The 17,435-nt window shown below is 61.1% G+C and carries 12 protein-coding genes and 2 tRNA genes; 6 read left to right on the top strand and 8 right to left on the bottom strand.

Going from position 1 to position 17,435, the window contains the following annotated elements:
- Positions 1-20 precede the first annotated feature (20 nt).
- Complete coding sequence (locus PLN84_RS02460; protein ID WP_292384749.1) at positions 21-302, top strand: ATP cone domain-containing protein; 282 nt, start codon at positions 21-23, stop codon at positions 300-302.
- 273 nt (positions 303-575) lie between these two features.
- Positions 576-1,997, top strand: a complete 1,422-nt coding sequence (locus PLN84_RS02455; RefSeq protein WP_292384748.1) for an MATE family efflux transporter — start codon at positions 576-578, stop codon at positions 1,995-1,997.
- Between the two features lie 9 nt (positions 1,998-2,006).
- On the opposite strand, the gene PLN84_RS02450 is transcribed toward PLN84_RS02455, so the two are convergent.
- From PLN84_RS02450 to PLN84_RS02440, 3 genes are all read right to left on the bottom strand, one after another.
- A complete protein-coding gene (locus tag PLN84_RS02450; RefSeq protein ID WP_299952656.1) occupies positions 2,007-3,578 on the bottom strand; it encodes a PAS domain-containing sensor histidine kinase in 1,572 nt (523 codons plus the stop codon).
- Between the two features lie 242 nt (positions 3,579-3,820).
- Complete coding sequence (locus PLN84_RS02445) at positions 3,821-5,263, bottom strand: heterodisulfide reductase-related iron-sulfur binding cluster (protein ID WP_292384744.1); 1,443 nt, start codon at positions 5,261-5,263, stop codon at positions 3,821-3,823.
- Between the two features lie 378 nt (positions 5,264-5,641).
- On the bottom strand, positions 5,642-6,274 hold the full coding sequence (locus tag PLN84_RS02440; RefSeq protein ID WP_292384742.1) for a superoxide dismutase: 633 nt from the start codon (positions 6,272-6,274) through the stop codon (positions 5,642-5,644).
- A 388-nt stretch (positions 6,275-6,662) separates the two neighbouring features.
- On the opposite strand from PLN84_RS02440, the gene PLN84_RS02435 reads away from it, so the two are divergent.
- Positions 6,663-8,204 (top strand): cellulose synthase catalytic subunit, encoded by a 1,542-nt coding sequence (locus PLN84_RS02435; RefSeq protein ID WP_292384740.1) that lies wholly within the window; start codon positions 6,663-6,665, stop codon positions 8,202-8,204.
- A gap of 37 nt (positions 8,205-8,241) precedes the next feature.
- On the opposite strand, the gene PLN84_RS02430 is transcribed toward PLN84_RS02435, so the two are convergent.
- Positions 8,242-10,284, bottom strand: a complete 2,043-nt coding sequence (locus tag PLN84_RS02430) for an acetate--CoA ligase family protein (RefSeq protein WP_292384738.1) — start codon at positions 10,282-10,284, stop codon at positions 8,242-8,244.
- A 478-nt stretch (positions 10,285-10,762) separates the two neighbouring features.
- Here PLN84_RS02430 and PLN84_RS02425 point away from each other — a divergent pair, with 478 nt between their 5' ends.
- Entirely contained in the window at positions 10,763-11,938 is a 1,176-nt protein-coding gene (locus PLN84_RS02425; protein ID WP_292558611.1) for an MFS transporter, read from the top strand.
- Between the two features lie 84 nt (positions 11,939-12,022).
- On the opposite strand, the gene PLN84_RS02420 is transcribed toward PLN84_RS02425, so the two are convergent.
- The 3 genes from PLN84_RS02420 to PLN84_RS02410 form a co-directional block, all read right to left on the bottom strand.
- Positions 12,023-13,285 carry a hypothetical protein gene (locus PLN84_RS02420; protein WP_292384722.1) on the bottom strand — a complete coding sequence of 421 codons (1,263 nt, stop codon included), beginning with the start codon at positions 13,283-13,285 and terminating at the stop codon, positions 12,023-12,025.
- A 264-nt stretch (positions 13,286-13,549) separates the two neighbouring features.
- A complete protein-coding gene (locus tag PLN84_RS02415) occupies positions 13,550-14,758 on the bottom strand; it encodes a multidrug effflux MFS transporter (protein WP_292384720.1) in 1,209 nt (402 codons plus the stop codon).
- 36 nt (positions 14,759-14,794) lie between these two features.
- Positions 14,795-14,869 (bottom strand) — tRNA-Glu (locus PLN84_RS02410).
- A 185-nt stretch (positions 14,870-15,054) separates the two neighbouring features.
- On the opposite strand from PLN84_RS02410, the gene PLN84_RS02405 reads away from it, so the two are divergent.
- The gene (locus PLN84_RS02405; protein WP_292384718.1) at positions 15,055-16,170 is read left to right on the top strand and encodes a GTP-binding protein; all 1,116 of its coding nucleotides are present in this window, start codon (positions 15,055-15,057) and stop codon (positions 16,168-16,170) included.
- Here PLN84_RS02405 and PLN84_RS02400 read toward each other — a convergent pair.
- On the bottom strand, positions 16,157-17,272 hold the full coding sequence (locus tag PLN84_RS02400; RefSeq protein ID WP_292384716.1) for a tRNA (guanine(10)-N(2))-dimethyltransferase: 1,116 nt from the start codon (positions 17,270-17,272) through the stop codon (positions 16,157-16,159). The two genes, PLN84_RS02405 and PLN84_RS02400, sit on opposite strands and share 14 nt — an antisense overlap.
- Before the next feature lie 70 nt (positions 17,273-17,342).
- Between PLN84_RS02400 and PLN84_RS02395 the strand changes: the two genes are divergently transcribed.
- Positions 17,343-17,417 (top strand) — tRNA-Arg (locus tag PLN84_RS02395).
- Positions 17,418-17,435: the final 18 nt, after the last annotated feature.

The following is a 17,435-nucleotide window of genomic DNA, read 5'->3' as shown; positions in this document are numbered from 1 at the left end:
ACCACCTGGAGGTGTATGAGGTGGTCGATGTTGTCAAGGCTGATGGCAGGCGAGAACCGTTCGTGCGGGAGAAGGTGATCGTGAGTGCGCTCAAATCAGGCGCACCGCCGGAGGATGCCCGGGCGATCGGGGAGGCGATCGAACGGGTCGCTTACGACGGGATGCCTACCGGCGAGATCCGGCGGCGGGTGCTCGAGCAGTTCCATGACCGGAATCCGGAGTGGGAAGAGAACTGGATTCTCTACGACCGTGCCGTGAAGAAGCGGGGGGCGGCGGCGATCGCAGCGTCGCCCGCCCGTTGAACCTTTTTTGCCCCTTCCCGGGGGTGAGCCCCCCTTCCCCGGAACAAAGGTATATTTACCAATCCGCGCTCATATTTCTCTTGTATTGTCGTATGCCGCCCGGAAATCAGGTGATGGAAATAATCCCTTAAAGGCCGTTTTCAGTTCGGCCACCGGTACCGGGCGGACCTGACAATCAGTAGCCACAGAACGGCACGGCGTCCCAGCCCCCCTACAACCGCTCCCGGATTCGACCGGGAAGCCGCGGCGTGGGCACGCCAGCAGGCGATATGTATGCCAACCAGCGACTCAGAAGAAGACACACCATCAAGTAGTAACCAGAACGAGACAGAAGGAACAAAACTCCTCCTCGCCGATCCGAAGACCGCTATCATCCGGCTCTCCCTGCCGATGATGGTCGCGATGACCCTCATGACCCTCTACAACGCCGTCGACGCGTTCTGGGTCTCGGGCCTCGGTGCAGATGCTCTTGCCGCCGTCGGGTTCTCATTCCCGCTTACCATCATAACCATCGGGTTAGCGACCGGCCTCGGCACCGGCGGTGAAGCGGCGCTCTCCCGGATGATCGGCGCCCGCAACCGGCCCGGCGCGAGCAGCGTCGCGATGCACACGATCCTCCTGATGACCGTCCTCGCCGTCGCCGTCACCATCCCGCTCTCCCTCTTCGCCGAAGAGATCTTCGTCCTGATGGGGGCGGGGAGTGCCGCCGGCCTTGCCACCGAGTACGCCCGGATCCTCTTCCTCGGGACGTTCGCCCTCCTCTTCGGCGAGATCGCCTACGCGCTCATGCACGGGGAAGGGGACGCAAAACGGGCGATGTACGCCATGGCGCTCGGAGCAGTGGCAAACGTCGTCCTCGACCCGATCCTGATCTACACCCTTCATCTGGGGATCGGCGGCGCAGCCTGGGCGACGATCATCGCCGAGGTCATCGCCGCCGTCCCGATGGTCTACTGGCTCTTCGTGAAGCGGGATACCTATGTCTCCCTTCACCTCAGGGAGTTCGTCCCCGACGCCGGGGCCACCCGCGACATCCTGCGGGTCGGCTTCCCTGCCGCCGTCGAGCAGCTCTCGCTTGCCCTGATGACTCTGGTCTTGAACGGCGTCATCGTCCTGATATCGAGCACGGACGGCGTCGCGGTCTACTCGACCGGGTGGCGGATCGTGAGCATCGGCTTAACCCCCATCCTCGCCATATCCTCGGCAGTGGTCGCGGTCACCGGCGCCACCTACGGCGCCCGGGCGTATGCCCGGATGGAGTCCGCCCTCCTCTACGCCGTCAGGCTCGGGGTCTTCATCGGGCTCGGCCTCGCGGTGGGGATGTTCGTCTTCGCCCCCCAGATCGCCGCACTCTTTGCGGCGCCGGGCGACGGTGCCGGGATAACCCTGGAACTGACAACCTACCTCCGGGTGATGAGCCTGGTCTACCCGATGATCGGGTTCGGGTTCGTTTCGGCGTCGTTCTTCCAGGGGACGGGGCTCGGCGCACGGTCGCTCACGATCACGGTCCTGCAGACCGTCGTCCTCTCGGCCCTCTTCGTCTGGGTCTTTGCGATCGAACTCGGGTTCGGCCTCTCCGGCGTCTGGTGGGGGGTCGCGGCGGGCAACGCGGTCGGTGCGGTGTTCGGGTACGCCTGGGCGCGCCGCTATACCACAGGGCTCAGGGGTAGGCAGGCTGCAGCGGCAGCAGCGTGAAGAACACCTTCACGCCGTCTCGTCGGTCCCCGTGCGGACCACCTCGCGCAGCGTGAAACGGAACGACGCCCCTTCGTCCGGCCGCCCGCGGAGCCGGTCTTCAACCCAGACCCTGCCGCCGTAGCGCGTAACGAGCATCCCGACGATATAGAGGCCGAGCCCTTCTCCGTAGCCCCGGTTGAACCGGTCAAAGACGGCTTCTTTCATCCCGTCGGGGATGCCGGGGCCGGTATCCTCCACCGAGACCACTACCATCTGGTCCTCTTCGGGAGAGTCCTCCACCCGGATCGTGATCCCGACCTCCGGTCCGCCGAACTGAACGGCGTTCCCGATGAGGTTCGTAAAGATCTCAGGGAGCAGGTCGTCGGCCCAGACCTCGGCCGACGCCCCCTCAAACGAGACGCTCGTGTCCGGGGTGCGGTCGAGCCCGGCCCTGATGACGTGGCCGAGGTGGACCGGTGCGAGTTCGGGCGGCTCCTGGTGGATGCGGCGGATCGTCGAGACGTTCTGGAGGATGCCCGTGCTCTTCCTGACGCTCTCCTTGAGTTTCTTCGCGTATGTTGCGGCGTCTCCTTCGAGCATGTCGAGCAAGAGGTCGCAGTAGAGGCTCGCGACGTTCCCCGCGTTCTTGATGTCGTGGGTCATGATGTCGAGGTAGAGGTTCGTCTCGCGGTGGGCTGCCTCCAGCCGCTTGTGGAGCATGCTCCGGAGGACCCCCGAGCCGATCTCGTTCCCGATTGACTCAAGAAGGCGGCGCTCCTCATCCTGCAGTCTATCTCTTTCCCTGCTCCCGAGAAAGAGCGCGCCGACCACGACTGACTCCGCAAGGATAGGGATGCAGGCAAGGGTGGCGACCCCGAGCGATGCAAGGATATCTCGCTCGATCGTGCCCGGCTCGCTGCAGAGTTCAAGATAGCGCGGCTGCCCGGCAATAAAGACGAAGTTCCAGGGCCAGTGGTGGACTTTTATCGCCCTGTTTCGGGCGAGGAACTCCGCCGGGACGGCGTGGTGGTAGCGCGTCAGCGCGAGCGTCCTCTCCGGGTTCAGGAGGCAGGTCAGCCCGATATCGAAGCCGATCAGGTCCAGCGTCTTTGAGAGGGACGCCTCAAGCAGCTCGTCGAGCGAGAGGGACGATGCGGATACCCCCATGATCTGGTTAAGGATATGAAGTTGTCTGTTTGCGGAGAGCAGCCGCTCGCTCGTTTTCCTGCCGGTGACGTCCCGTATCCGGAGCACCCACATCCCTGCGAACGGCTCCCGGTTCAGCCGCCGACTAGAGTAGACGTAGCGGCGTGCCTCTCCCTGGCCGTCCTGCACCCGGAGGTCGAGGCAGGGCACCTCGTCTCCGGCACCAACCGCGGCGAGGAGTTTCCCTGTCTCTTCCTCCTCGTCTACGAGCGGCATCAGGTGAGTATCGAGGACCTGGCAGATATCGGATCCCAGGAGTTCATCCTCGTTGGCCGAGAGGATCTCCCTGGCGTAAGCGTTTACCCAGGTCACCTGCATATCCCGATTGAGCACAAAGATGCCCACACCCGGCTCGTCGAGGATCTGAAACGTCTCTTCCGGTTGAGTAGACACCGAATCTACAATGCTCATATGAATTTGCCCCTCAAGAATATTATTCGGTGGAAATTATGTAAACAAACTCATATTCCTGTAGATAAGAGATTTGCGGTAATAACCCTCTTAAAGCCGGATTGCCGGTGGTTCTGGTGGGCCAATGTATGCGCACCTCTCGTCCTTCTGGAGGCTGCATGCTCTCCGTGCGGCGGAGGGAGAGCACCGGGGGCCGGCGCCCCTCTGCTCACCGTTGCCGGGGGTTACAAAAGCCCGATCCGGCCGAGTGCCGGTTTGAGCGATGTCAGGTGGCCCTGGATACGGACCGTCTCCCGGGGGTCGGCACCCAGCGAGAGCGCGAGGAGCTCGGTAATATGAAGTACCGGCACCCCCATGTGGTCGTAGACCAGCTCGCACCCCGGGCAGTCGACGACCATCACGTCCAGATGCTGCTGCACGAAGTCCTGGTAGACCATCTGGTTTAATCGGGAGAGTCCCTCGACAGGGAACGTCAGGTGCCGGTCGAAGAGGTTCTTGACCCCGCCGCAGCAGTAGTGCTCCATCTCGCTCCTGACGACCTTCGCCCCGGTGACCGCCGCAAGGTCCCGCAGCCCCGGCGGGACGGCGAGGCTGCCGTTCATCTTCCGGTAGTGGCAGCTGACGTGCACCCCGACGCGCAGCCTCGATAGCCGCGTCTCGACGAGCCGCCGGAGTTCGTCAAGATAGAGAGGGTAGAGGTCGAGTATGTTTGCGACCCGGAAGACCCCCGGATCGCCCACATGCCGTCCGATCCGGCCCAGCACCTCGTTCACCGCCGCTCTGTTCCCGTTCCCGGAGAGCAGCTTCAGTGTGGACGCATACGAGTCGCTGCAGGTCGGGCATATCCCGGTGATAGCGATCTCGTCGCCCGCTCCGGGCGTATCCTGGAAGACACTGAGGTTCCGGGCGGTGAGGAGCAGCCGGTCCGCAAACCCTGCGCTGCCCATGTAATGAGGCGCTCCCCCGCAACAGGTCTGCATCCCGGAGGTCTCATACCGGATCCCGAGCGAGGTGAGGATCGCCCGTTGCGAGAGGTCGGAGCCCGGGTAGTTGAAGGCGCAGCAGGAGGTGAGGTGAACGACTCGATCCGGGGGGGCGGAGGGCCGTTCTGGCACGTGCCCGCCTGGATGGGAGAACGTCGATGCCCGGACGGGGTGGAGCAGCATCTTCCGGACCTCGTCGACGGCCCTCGCATCCACCGGGGACGGGCGCAGGGCGGCCTTTGCGACGAACTTCCTGAACCGGCCCCTGCCGGTGTACAGCGGGAGGAAGGCGGGAGGGGGGAGGCACCCCCGGTCGAGGAGCATTTTTCTAAAGAGCGGCTGCGCATGCTCCGCCTCGTATACCGCGTTGATGATCCCACCGATGCTGACGGATCGTGGGCAGGCAGTCTCACAGGAATAGCACTGGACGCAGTCGGAGAGGTCGATATCCGGGCACCTACCTGCCTGGAGGGCGGCGGTCACCTTCCGTGCAAGGTATCCCCAGTCTCTCTCCGTCCCGGGATCGTTGATCTGTGCCGTGCAGTAGGGCGTGCAGGAGCCGCATGCGTTGCAGAGCTGGAAGTTCCGGAGCCGTGGGTCCTCTTCGCGCAGCAGGTGACGTATCGCCCCCGCTGTGATCGCGTCCCGGATCCGCTCGTCTGCCGGGAGAGCTTTACTGAGCATGGTCGATCCCTGCGCCGGCCAGATCTACCCATGAAAACGGGTCCGGAGTATGACATGATGAGGTGCAGGGGTCTCTGGCCCCTGCTGCCCGTACATGAGGGCTACCGGTCGGCCCTCCCCTTGAAGAGCCCGGATATCTAAGGATGGCGGTATACGGCCTGCAGTATCGGTTCATTGGTCCCCCCCTTTATTGACAACGACGTTTGACTACGATCCGAAGGGGACCACATAAAGATTGTGATAGATGCAGTGAGAGAGCCACCTCTCCCCCCGACGCGACGCTTCCTCCCCCGACCCGCCCGGTATAGAGAAACGGTGACTGCCCCGGAGGCATCTTTAGTGAGAAGCCGGGTGCGGGCTCGTGGAGGGAAAAAAAGGTTAGAGGTTTTCCAGTCTCTTGCTCACGACATCCCAGTTCACGACGTTCCAGAACGCGTCGATGAACCCGGCCCGGTTGTTCTTGTAATCGACGTAGTAGGCGTGCTCCCAGACATCGAGCACCATCAGGAGCGGGAACGAAGGGTAGACGTTGTTGTTGTGCTTCTCGACCTGCATGATCGCCAGGCGGTCCGTCATGGCGTCGTAGGCCAGCGCCGCCCAGCCGGACCCCTCGGTGCTCGCGGCGGTCTTTGTGAACTCGGCCTTGAACCGGTCGAAGGAACCCCATTCCCGGTCAATCCTTTCTGCAAGGGCACCGGTCGGGGTTCCGCCGCCGCCCTTGCCTCCCGGTGCCATGGTCGGCCAGAAAAGGGTGTGCAGGACATGACCGCCTATGTTGAAGGAGAGTTCCTTTAACAGTGCTTTCATGTCGAGCTCGGCGCCTTCCTGCCGTGCCTTCTCCAGCTTCTCAAGGTTCGCGTTCGCCCCGGTCACGTATGCCTGGTGGTGCTTGTCGTGGTGGAGGGAAAGTTGCTCTTTTGAGATGTGCGGCTCGAGAGCGTCGGGCGCATAGGGCAGGGGCGGCAGTTCATACTTCTTCAACGGCGTCGTTGCCATCTTCTGTGCAGCCATAGTTATCAGTTGTCAGAAGGAAAGCAATCTATTTCATAGTTACGGCGGCCGGCGGTCATACGGCAGAGCGCTCTCCCGCGTCTCTGCCCGACGTGTGCGGTTCGGGTGCCCGGATACGACCCAACCCTATCATGCCCGGAGATCCGGCTTGAGCACGAGTATTTCGACGATTATTCCCGACAGCCTGAAGACCCACCTGAAAGGACCGCTCCGAAACCCCCGGCGCACCTCTCGCCACAACCTTTAAATGCACCGGTATGATGGATGCTACCTGAACCGCATCGCGCGCCAGGAACCTCGCCCCGGTACCCCGGTCATGACCGGATCTCCGTACAACCGCGAAGGCGTCGTACGCACGCGTGCTTATCCGGACAACGGTGGACCCTCCATGAAGACGGCAACACGTATCTCGCTCTTTACCGCCACGCTCATGGCGCTGCTCGCGTTCGTCCTCCTCCGGGACCTGCACCTCATCCTCGCCGGAGCGGAATGGGGACTTGTTGCGAGACTCCTCTCGGCCTTCCTGGTCGTTGTCACCGCGTTCGGGGTGATCCAGTTCGTGAGTTACGCCGATCACCTCCTCCGTTCGCTCTACGCCTACTCTGGACATCCCATAGCGCCACAACGATCCGACGGACTCCTCCCTCGCGTTGCAGTCTTCATCCCTGTCTACAACGAAGAGCCCGATGTGGTCGAGGCCTGTGCTCGGGCATGCACGGCGATTGCCTATCCGGACGTCAGCATCTTCCTTCTTGACGACTCCACGGATGAGAAGAAACGCGTATCGATGCAGGATATCTGTCGCCGGTACCGCCTCCGCTACGTCCACCGCAACCATAGGGGGGGGTTTAAGGCCGGGGCGATCAACCATGCCGTCTCCCTCCTCGGCGCCGATACACCCTACCTCATGGTCATCGACGCCGATCAGAAGGTGAAGCCGGCGATCCTGGCTGACCTCATCCCGGTCCTCGATGCCGACCCCTCCGTCTCCTTCATCCAGACCCCCCAGTTCTTCCGGTCGGAGCGGAATGACTCGATAAGTGTCACGTTCTCGTACCAGCAGCATATCTACAACAAACACGTCTGCAGGGGGCTCTCCGCCAACGACACCGCCATGCTGACGGGCTCAAACTGCATCTTCCGGGTGAGCCACCTTGTTGCCATCGGGGGAATGGACGAGATGAGCATCGCCGAGGACATCGCCACGTCCTTCCTCTTCCACCTCTGCGGACGCCGGGGAGTATTTCTCGACGTCGTCTACGCGGAAGGCATCGCGCCGCCGAACCTCGCCGCGTACTTCACGCAGCAACTCCGCTGGGCATACGGCAACACCAGGCTCCTCGGGACCATCCTCCGGCAACTCGTGATGCACCCCGGGAGCATGGCCCCGGTACAGTGGCTTGAGTTCATCGTGACCGTCTCGATCTACCTGCTCGGCGGGGTGAACGTGGTGCTCTTTCTTCTCCCCGTCGCCACGCTGATCTTCGGTGTCCCGATCCTGCCTGTCTGGCTCCCCCCGGTCTTTGCCGTGGTGCTCGCCGTGGTGATCGCGATCCAGGTCATCATCAGCATCCGCGAACGGCAGTACTCCCTGCGTGACCTCGCTCTCTCGCAGGCGATCTTCAACACGCTCGCCTTCGTCTACGCCCGGGGGATATGGTACGCCGTCTCGGGAAAGCAGCTGCCGTTCGTCGTGACGCCGAAGGTGGCGTCGGGGTCCGCCCGGGTCCGGATAGCACCGGTCCTCATCGTGATCGCGGCCGTTCTGGTATCGATGACTGTCGGCATCGTGCGGCTCGCCTCCGGGGGATCGGGTTCAGGTACGGCCATTCCGCTCTTCTGGGCCAGTTACACTCTGGTCGTCCTCTCGTCGTTCCTGGTGGTCTGGCGGAGGGATGGGCGAGTGGTGCCCGGTGAGGGCGGGGAATGACCGCCGGCTAAAAAAGGTGTTCGTCCCGGGAGAAGCCTTACCGGAATCTCTGCCAGAGGATTCTTCCCATCACCCGGAAGGTGAAGTCGAGTTCATCGAAGAGCGGGATGCCGTTCTCTCTGAGGATCTTGCGGCCCCGGTCCATGGACCCGCCGCCGAGGAGCGTTGAGACGATCATGTTCTCGGTATTTCCTGAGAACCCGATGATCTGGTTTGCGAGCTGCTCGGAGCCGATGACGAGGTTGGGGAACCCGACGACGAACGCGATGTCCCAGCAGTCCTGGTGCCTGGCGAGGACGCTGAATACCTGCTCGAATCGCTTTTCGTTGGCGTCGCCGAGGAGGTCGATCGGGTTGTTCTTGTTCCAGAAATCGGGCAGGATCTCGTTGAGTTCCTTCAAGACCTTCGGCGGCAGGGTGATCAGATCGATGCCGTAGCGTTCGGCGTAGTCGGAGGAAAGCACGGCGAACCCGCCGGCATTCGTGATCACGACCGCCCGCTTGCCGCGGGGGTAGCCCTTCGGGAGCGAGAGCATCTCTGCGACCTGGAACGTGCCGGTCAGGGTGTGGACGGGAATCACGCCGGACTCGCGGAACGCCTCCATGTAGACGTCGTAGGAGCCCGAGAGCGAACCGGTATGGGACGAGGCCGCCGCCTGTCCTTTCTCGGACGAACCGGACTTGATCGCCACGATGGGTTTGGTCTTTGCGACCTCGCTCGCCACCTTCATGAAGGTCTTGCCATCCTGGATCTCCTCGATGTAGAGGATGATGCCCTTGGTCTTGGGGTCACGCTCCACGAACCTGAGGAAGTCGATGAAATTGAGGTCCGCCTGGTTGCCCACCGAGACGACGGCGGAAAAACCGATGTCCTGCCTGATGCTCCAGTCCACGACCGTGTTGACGATGGCGCCGCTCTGGGAGATGAAGGCGATGTTGCCGGGTTTCGGGGACTCGTGGACGTAGGTGGTGTCGATGCCCTTCGGGGGGACGATCAACCCGAGGCAGTTCGGTCCCACGATCCGCGTCCCGTAGCCCTTTGCGATCGCGAGGACCCGTTCTTCGAGGGCTTTTCCTCCCTCGCCCATCTCCTTGAACCCGGCCGTTATGATGATCGCCATGGAGACTCCTTTCTGACCGCACTCCTCGATCACGCTCGGAACGTGTTTTGCCGGGACGGTGATGACCGCCATATCGACGGGGTTCGGGATCTCAAGGATGGAGGTGTAGGCTTTGAGCCCCTGGACCTCCGGGCGCTTGTTGTTCACCGGGTAGAGCTGCCCCGGGAAGTGAAGGAGGTTGTGCATCACGGCGTATCCCATCTTCTTGGGTTCGGAGGACGCGCCGATAACCGCTATGGAACGGGGTGTGAAATACTCGATCGGCACGAACGGTCGCTCTTTGGCTACCTTTTCGACGGCTTCGTCGTCGACGAAGATCCGGGCGTCGACGATGCAGGCGCCGGACTCGTAGAGCCTGACCGGGTTGATATCGAACTCGACGATGTTGGTGTTCTCGGAAAAAAAGCGGTTGATCGCCCAAATTACCTGAACAAGCGTCTCTTCGTCCCTCGGTTTCGATCCCCGGTAGCCCTTGATTATCGGGTATCCGTTAATCTCCCGGATCATCTCCCGTATCGTCTCTTCAGTGACGGGGAGGATACGCAGGGTGACGTCTTTCATCAGTTCGACGAGCGTCCCCCCCATACCGAAGGTGAGCACCTTCCCGAACGCCGGATCGGTCTTCCCCCCGATGATGAGCTCAAGCCCCGGTGCCGCCTGCTGCTCGACGATGGCGCCCTTGATCTCGGCATCGGGGTTATACGCCTTCGCGTTCGCGACAATCTTATTGAACGCCTCTTCCGCGGACTGTTTTGACGATATGCTGACGATAACACCACCGGCGTCGCTCTTGTGGACGATCTGTGGCGAGTGGATCTTCATAACGACCGGAAAACCTATCTTCTCCGCCACTTTGCCCGCTTCGGCAGGGGTCTTGACGATGGCATGTTCGGGTACTGGTACACCGTACTGTTTCAGGAGATCGTACGACTCGAATTCACTCAGCATTCTTTTGACCATGGTTGTCTCCTCATGTCTTTGAGTATCTCTACTCAGGTGTCTTTATGATCCTGCGAGTTCATGTTCCCTGAACGATGGGCCGTTTCCGGGAAAGCAAAACCAGTAGGTCGGAATGAACTGTAAAGCGTGGTCTCATATGTGCTTTATAGGTTTTGTAATGATTCAACATGATAAATACCGCCAGAAGGTGCCGGATCTCAGCAGATTTTGGCGGAATTGCCTGGACCATTGAGATAAATCCGCCATTCGTGTGTCCTGCGTGAGGTCTCTCCCGTGGATGCCCGGCCGCGGGGGCCGGGATCTTCGCTGAAAAACCGCCGTCCGGGAGATGGGATATCGTGCCCGATTCTTGCAGGGGTGTGCTGTCCGGAAGGTCATGCAGAGACCCTTCCCCGTCAATCGCAACGTATAAGCCCGCTCGCGGAAGAGATCTCCAGCGATAAGAACCATGGTCGGGCACCATTCCGCACCGGACGCAATGTACGGTCTCTTTCTGATCGGGTTCTTTGCAATCTTCTCGACGACCATCTCGAAGAACCCGGTGCTGCCCCTCTTCTCTCAGGCCCTGGGTGCCGGCGATGCGGTCATCGGTCTCGTTGCGGCAGTCTCCCCGCTCGCCGGTATCCTCTTCTCGTTCCCGGTGGGGGTCCTCTCGGATCACCTGGGGAAGAGGAGGCTGCTCATCGCATCCGGAGCGGTATTCCTCTCGGCGCCTCTGCTCTACCTCTTCATCACCGACCCGCTCTGGCTGATCCCGGTCCGGTTCTTCCACGGGATGGCAACCGCAATCCTCGGGCCGGTGATCGCTGCGATGATTGCAGTACGGTTTCCCGGGAAGAAGGGGGAGGTGCTCGGGCAGTATTCTTCCGCAACGCTGATCGGGAGGACCCTTGCCCCGCTCGTCGGCGGGGCTATCATATCGTTCTTCATCGTTTACCCCGGAATTATCCCTTATCGGATGGTCTACCTCACTGCGGCGATTGCCGCAGTGCCGGCAGTTATCCTGATCCTGCTCTACCGGGAGGATACTCCGGGCCCCCTGAAGGTCCTCCCGTTCTCGGCGTTTCGCAGAAGCTTTGTAACGTTCTTCACGAACCGGAGACTGCGGGCAACGGCACTCGTGGATATGGCGACCTACTTTGCCTTCGGGGCGTTCGAGACGTTCCTGCCGCTCGTCTTGCTCTCCCGGGGGATGGGTGCGTACCAGGCGGGGATCCTATTCGCTGCCCAGACGCTGATCATCGCGGTGTCGAAACCAGTCTTCGGCAGGCTCGCCGACCAGGTCGACAAACGTCTCCAGATCGTCGTAGGACTCTTCATCCTGGGGGGCTCGGTTGCCGTTATCCCGTTTGCATCGACGTTTACGACGTTTCTCCTCATAAGTTCCCTTCTCGCTCTGGGTATGTCGCTCTCTACGGTTGCGACCAGTGCATACGTCGCAGACGTTGCAGAAAAAGAGCAGATGGGGGCCTCGATGGGGGCGTTGTCGTCGATCATGGACATCGGGCACTCGGCAGGGCCCCTGATTACCGGGATCATTGTTGCCGCCGCCGGGTTTGGCCCGGGATTCTTCGTGAGTTTCCTGATCGCTACAGCAGTCTGCGGGATCTTTGTGCTGTCCGTCCGGGAGCCGGCACCGCAAGCGGAGAACTGATACCGTTAGCGAGTCAACTACCCCGCCCTGACGGGGGCTGCTGTCTATTGACCCCTTACAGCACAGCGATGTGATGTAGCGGCGTCATTTCCGCTTTACGGGCATGCTCATGGCAAGGTGATTACACCTATGCGTTAGCTCTGCCGCTCCCCCTGTCGCCAGGGGATTCTGCTTCGCGATAAGGGGCCTGACAATCTCCCGGATTTCGCTATGGAACGCTTCCCATCCCTCCCGACGGTTGAGGTCGTGGGAGAGTCGGATAGCCCGGATCATGAGCAAAATGTCCACGTCCATCCCCTCCAGAGAGCGCACTGTGAGGAAGAAGTCCTGCTTCTGCTTGAGGAGTACTTCCGGATAGAGGAGCATACATCTCCTGGCGTTTGTCTTCGCTGCATATGCATACATCTGATAGAGATCTGCCTGTAAGATGCCTGCTTTCCGATCGGCCGTGTCCAGCTGCTTATACTTGGTATCGATGACGGCCTCGATCTGCGGGCACCCGACGATGATATCCGGCCTCATGCTGAAGAGTTCAGCCCCGTTCGCATCCCTGGCAAGCCTGCCCACGGTTGCCTGCGATCTGACCGGCACATTCCGCCCGAAGAAGTAGGCCGGGTCTTCTGCAAGGACTGTACCGATAAACTCTTCAAACAGCCTCTCCATCGGGATCAGCAGAGAGAATGATTCGACTTCTGAAGCCTGCAGGGTGAGGGAAGAGTTCGAGAGGAATATCCTGCACATCCGGATATAGGGCTCGAAGATGCGGTTGAGACGGGAGTATGCGATGCGATCGATCTCTGCTACGCAGATCGGTGTCAGCGTCACCGGCTCGAGGAGGTTGACGATCGCGCCGAGCAGCCGGATCGTCGTAAAGTCAGAGGCTGTCCTCGACATCAGATAACAGGTATACTTGAAGGTTCGGTTCAGGAGACTGTCGGCCGAGAGCTCGTGATACCGGCAGGGAATGATATGCATGCGAGCAGGGTTTATGTGGTGCCGGAAGTCTATCCGCCCCCGGATTACATGGAGTTCATCTGAGCTCCGGATGTACTCTCTTCTCAGCGAGTTCTTTATCGTAGTCAGCAGGTTCTTTGCGAAGAGGCGGATGAAAACCTCGAAGAGGTCCATCTTCCTGAGATCGAGGCCTACCTGGTCCAGTTCGGTGATGGGGACGTTTCCCGTATGGGAGAGCATCTTGAGGAGGTTTCCTGCAACCGTGGCTCTCTGTTCCTGGTAGATATCACACGCACAGAGTTTGGGAAAGATCTGGACGGTAAAACGTCCTTCTGTTCTCGATCTCCTTAGATGCAAATGTATTTCCCAGCATCTCAACGGTTGTATTCTCACGCTTTGCTATCGCTTCAAGCAACTGGAGAACTGTTTATCAATATCCCGGCCCATGAAAAACCCCTTTCAGAAACTCGGCTTCACGCGGCATTAATTTTGCCAGTTGCTTTTTTGGCAATCTTCTCCGGAATCGGTCCTCCTACAGAGGCTCTGCCGTCCCGGGAGCTGCGATGACCGAGATGCCTTCAGCAGTGGGGATATTCTGAGGGCTCATCCGAGGATATCAAACCAGGATAACTCGGGAGCCGCGAAGGACGCCTCCCTTCAGCACCTCACCACCTCCCTTCTCCCGATCGCCGCCCACCCTGCGAGGCACACCGCCCCGACGGCCACGTTGATCGCGCCGAGGGCAAAAGCAAGGCTGCTTCCGCCGAGGAAGACGAGGACCATCCCGGCGCTGCCGAAGACGAGGCTTGAGCAGTTGATCAGGGCGGCGGCAGAGCCGGTGTCCTCCTTCTGCTGGTCGAGCATCAGGAATGCACCCGGCGGGCGCACAGCGCTCCCCATCAAGGACGCCGGGAAGAGAGCGAGGGCAAAGATGAGAGGCCCCAGGTTCCAGAAGAAGCAGACGATCAGGCCTGCCGCAATCATGACGGCAAACCCGGCCCCGACGATTGCCCTGCGGCTGAAGTTCCGGGAGAGCCGGAGGTAGAGGAGCGGGCCCGCAATCAGGGCGACGGCATTGATGGCAAAGTAGAGGCTGTACCCCTGCTCCGAGAGCCCGAACCCCTCCTGGTAGATGTACGACGAGGCGGAGACGAACGCAAGCGATGCGGTGCTCACGAGCGAGAAGACGATGAGGAGCGAGGTGAAGCCGGGGTTTTTGAGCACGACGCCGAGCCGGCGAACGGACTGCGCCACGGTGCCGGCATACCGAGAGGGAATGGTCTCCTGGAGGAGAAGACCGCCGGCCATCGAGACGACCCCGATGAGAGCGAGTGCCACGAAGAGGCCCCGCCACGATGTGTAGGGGAGCATGAACGCGCCGAGGACCGGGGCGACGGCGGGCGAGATGACGACCATCGACTGGACGAGCGCGAGGACCGACTCACGCTTTCTCCCGTCGTAGACGTCTTTTACCATCGCGGTCGCGACCGCGGAGGCCGCGCTCCCCCCGGCGGCCTGAAGGATGCGGAAGACGATCAGATGCCAGATCGCTCCCGACGCGGCGCACCCGAGACTTGCGGCGATGTAGAGGGCGAGCCCCGCGAGCAGGACGGGTCTGCGGCCGTATTTATCGGAGAGCGGCCCCCAGAAGAGGAGGCCGAGGCTGAAGAAGATGAAGAAGAGGATCAGGGTCAGGTTGGTGAGGGTCGCGGAGACGCCGAAGTAATCCCCCATGCCGGGAAGGGCGGGGAGGTAGAGGTCGGTCGAGAGCGGGACGAAGGCGGAGAGGAGAGCGATCAGAATGATCAGGCCCTTATCGCCAAGATATCGCTGAGTTTTAACGTCTTGGTCGGGGGATTGGTCCATGGGAATGTCTCGGAAGTGAAGTCTGGAAAAACGGAATGCTGCTATGGGGATTCGAACCCCAGTCGCAGGAGTGAGAGTCCTGCATGATTGGCCGGTCTACACTATAGCAGCGCGCACCAACGTGCTCTAAATAGTTAGATACATTTTTATTTAAGTCTTTCTCATGTCCCCCACCCTCCGGTCCTGCCGCTAACCCGGCAATCGGAGTCATTTCCTGGCTCAAATTTCCTCCCGGCACGATGATTTCCATCATAGACATCAATAAGTAGCTGCCACACATATCTGTACCGGCAGCAATGAGCAGTGTCGAAGAGCAGATACGAGAACTTGAGGACGAGCTCAAGAATACCCCGTACAACAAGGCGACCTCCAAGCACATCGGCCGCCTCAAGGCAAAAATTGCAAAAATTCGTGATGAAGCGGTAGCCCGGGCCATGGCCTCCTCCGGGGGGGGCGAAGGTTACTCCGTGAAGAAGTCGGGAGACGCCACCGTCGTCCTGGTCGGCTTCCCGTCAGTTGGAAAAAGTACGCTGCTCAACAGGCTCACCGGCTCGGATATCAGCGAGACGGCTGCCTATGCTTTCACGACCGTCTCCGTCATCCCGGGCGCAATGGAGCACCGGGGCGCAAAGATCCAGATCCTGGATATCCCCGGCCTGATCGCCGGTGCGGCTATGGGCAAGGGCCGCGGGAAAGAGGTGATCGCCGTTGTCCGGAGCGCCGACCTGATCCTGGTCCTGGTCGACGTCTTCAACGAGAAGCACGTGGATGTCCTTCTCCGCGAGCTCCACGACGCCGGCATTCGGATCAACCGGCCAAAACCCGATATCACCATAAAGAAGGCGGGATGCGGCGGTATCAGGCTGAACACCGTCGGCGCCGTCGACCTCGATCTCGAGGATATCCGCGCAATCCTCGCAGAGAACAAGATCGTCAATGCCGATGTCCTGATCCGCAACGGCGTCACCCAGGACGACTTCATCGACGCGATGATCGGCAACCGGGTCTACGTCCCTGCGTTCATCGCGGTCAACAAGGTGGACCTGGTCGACCAGAAGACGCGGACGGAGATCGAGGGAGAACTGACCGAACGGTTCGACGAAGCCCCGATCATGGTGTCGGCGCACAGCGGCTACCGCATCGAAGACCTCAAAGACGCCATATTCGATAACCTGGGGTTCATGCGGGTCTACTTAAAACCGGTCGGCGGCCCCGCGGATATGGACGAGCCGCTGATCATCCGGAGCCCGGCGACGGTTGAGGACGTCTGCAACCGCCTTCACCGGGACTTCGCGGACAAGTTCCGGTACGCAAAGGTCTGGGGGAACTCGGCCAAGCACGACGCGCAGCGCGTCGGCCTCACTCACAAACTCGAGGACCAGGACATCCTCACCGTCGTCACCCGCCGCTGATCACGCTTTCGAGGACCGGGAGCGGCGCGTCGGTCTTGAGGGCGGTCCCTGAGTAGTGCGCGCGGCTCGCCTGGTAGCCGAGCGTGTGTAACCGCTCGATGACAGTCCCGATCCCGCCGGGAGAGACCCGCAACGCTTTTGCAATAATGTGGTAGTCGTAGTGGCTTGAGGTCTCCAGCTCCTGACGGCAGGTATCGAGCAGCCGCGCGATCCGCGCCCCGGTCCCGGCCGTGACCCCCGGTAATGCCTCCTGCATCAGAGAGAGCGTCGCGTCGTCCTCTATCCTCCCTGTCCAGAGCGGGCCGACCGGGACGAGGTCTGCGCCGCAGAGGGGGCACGCCTCGGGTTCCGGGAGCATCCCGGTCCTCTCCGAACGATAGAGGCAGTGCGGACACTGCATCACGTAGCCTATCCGCGCAAGCGTCCGGTCGGCCGCCGCTGCCCCGTACCGGATACGGAGGTGCAGGCGGTGAAAGTGTTCGTGCGCGTAGCAGAAGAGGGGCTCGAAGCCACGGTCGTACTTGATCACCTCGCGTGCAACAAACCCGAGTAGCGTCCGGAGGCCGACCTCGGCGTGATACTCGGTGTTCCGGGGACGGGAGAAGTAGCGGCGCATGCCGGCTTTCAGGTGCGCCCCGCAGAGGGGCGCGGTGTCGGTGGCGGTGACGAAGAGATACTTCACAGCGCTCCGTGCCGCGGAATCGACGAACGGTGCCGGCGTCCCGAAGGGGTCGAGGTCGACCGCATCGAACCTTCTTGCGCTCATCAGCGCGTTTGCATCTTCCCTGGTGACCTCGGCGGCAAGACCCAGCGTCTCTACGTTCTGCCGGATCAGATCGACCGCCTTGACGTTACGGTCGTTGATCGTCACCGGTATACCGACTTCGTGCGCCACCCGGAGCCCCCGGACGCCGGATGCCCCCATTGCGTCGAGATAACCCTCCGGCCGGAGGACGGAGAGCAGGAGGATGGTAGCGTCACGGTTCAACTCCATGCGCGAGTTATAAAAGACCGGACCGCTTCCCGGCGGGAACTGGAGGTGAGGATCCTGTATGGGCACGAAGAACCGGGTTTTTCCTTCCGTAACCGCAACAACATCCATGCTTCCGGAAAAGGTGGATGCTCGATACCCTTATACCTTCTCATGAGTAATACTTTTACTCCGATAGTATGGGCTTGTGGCCTAGTCCGGACATGGCGTCAGCCTCCTAAGCTGAATGTCGGGGGTTCAAATCCCCCCAAGCCCGTCGTTTTTCCAAATCCCA

The sequence above is a fragment of the Methanoculleus sp. genome, from assembly GCF_035363275.1.
In the GTDB taxonomy this organism is placed as follows: domain Archaea; phylum Halobacteriota; class Methanomicrobia; order Methanomicrobiales; family Methanoculleaceae; genus Methanoculleus.
Note: the sequence above shows the minus strand (reverse complement) of the source record. Positions and strands in the feature narration are given on the sequence as shown.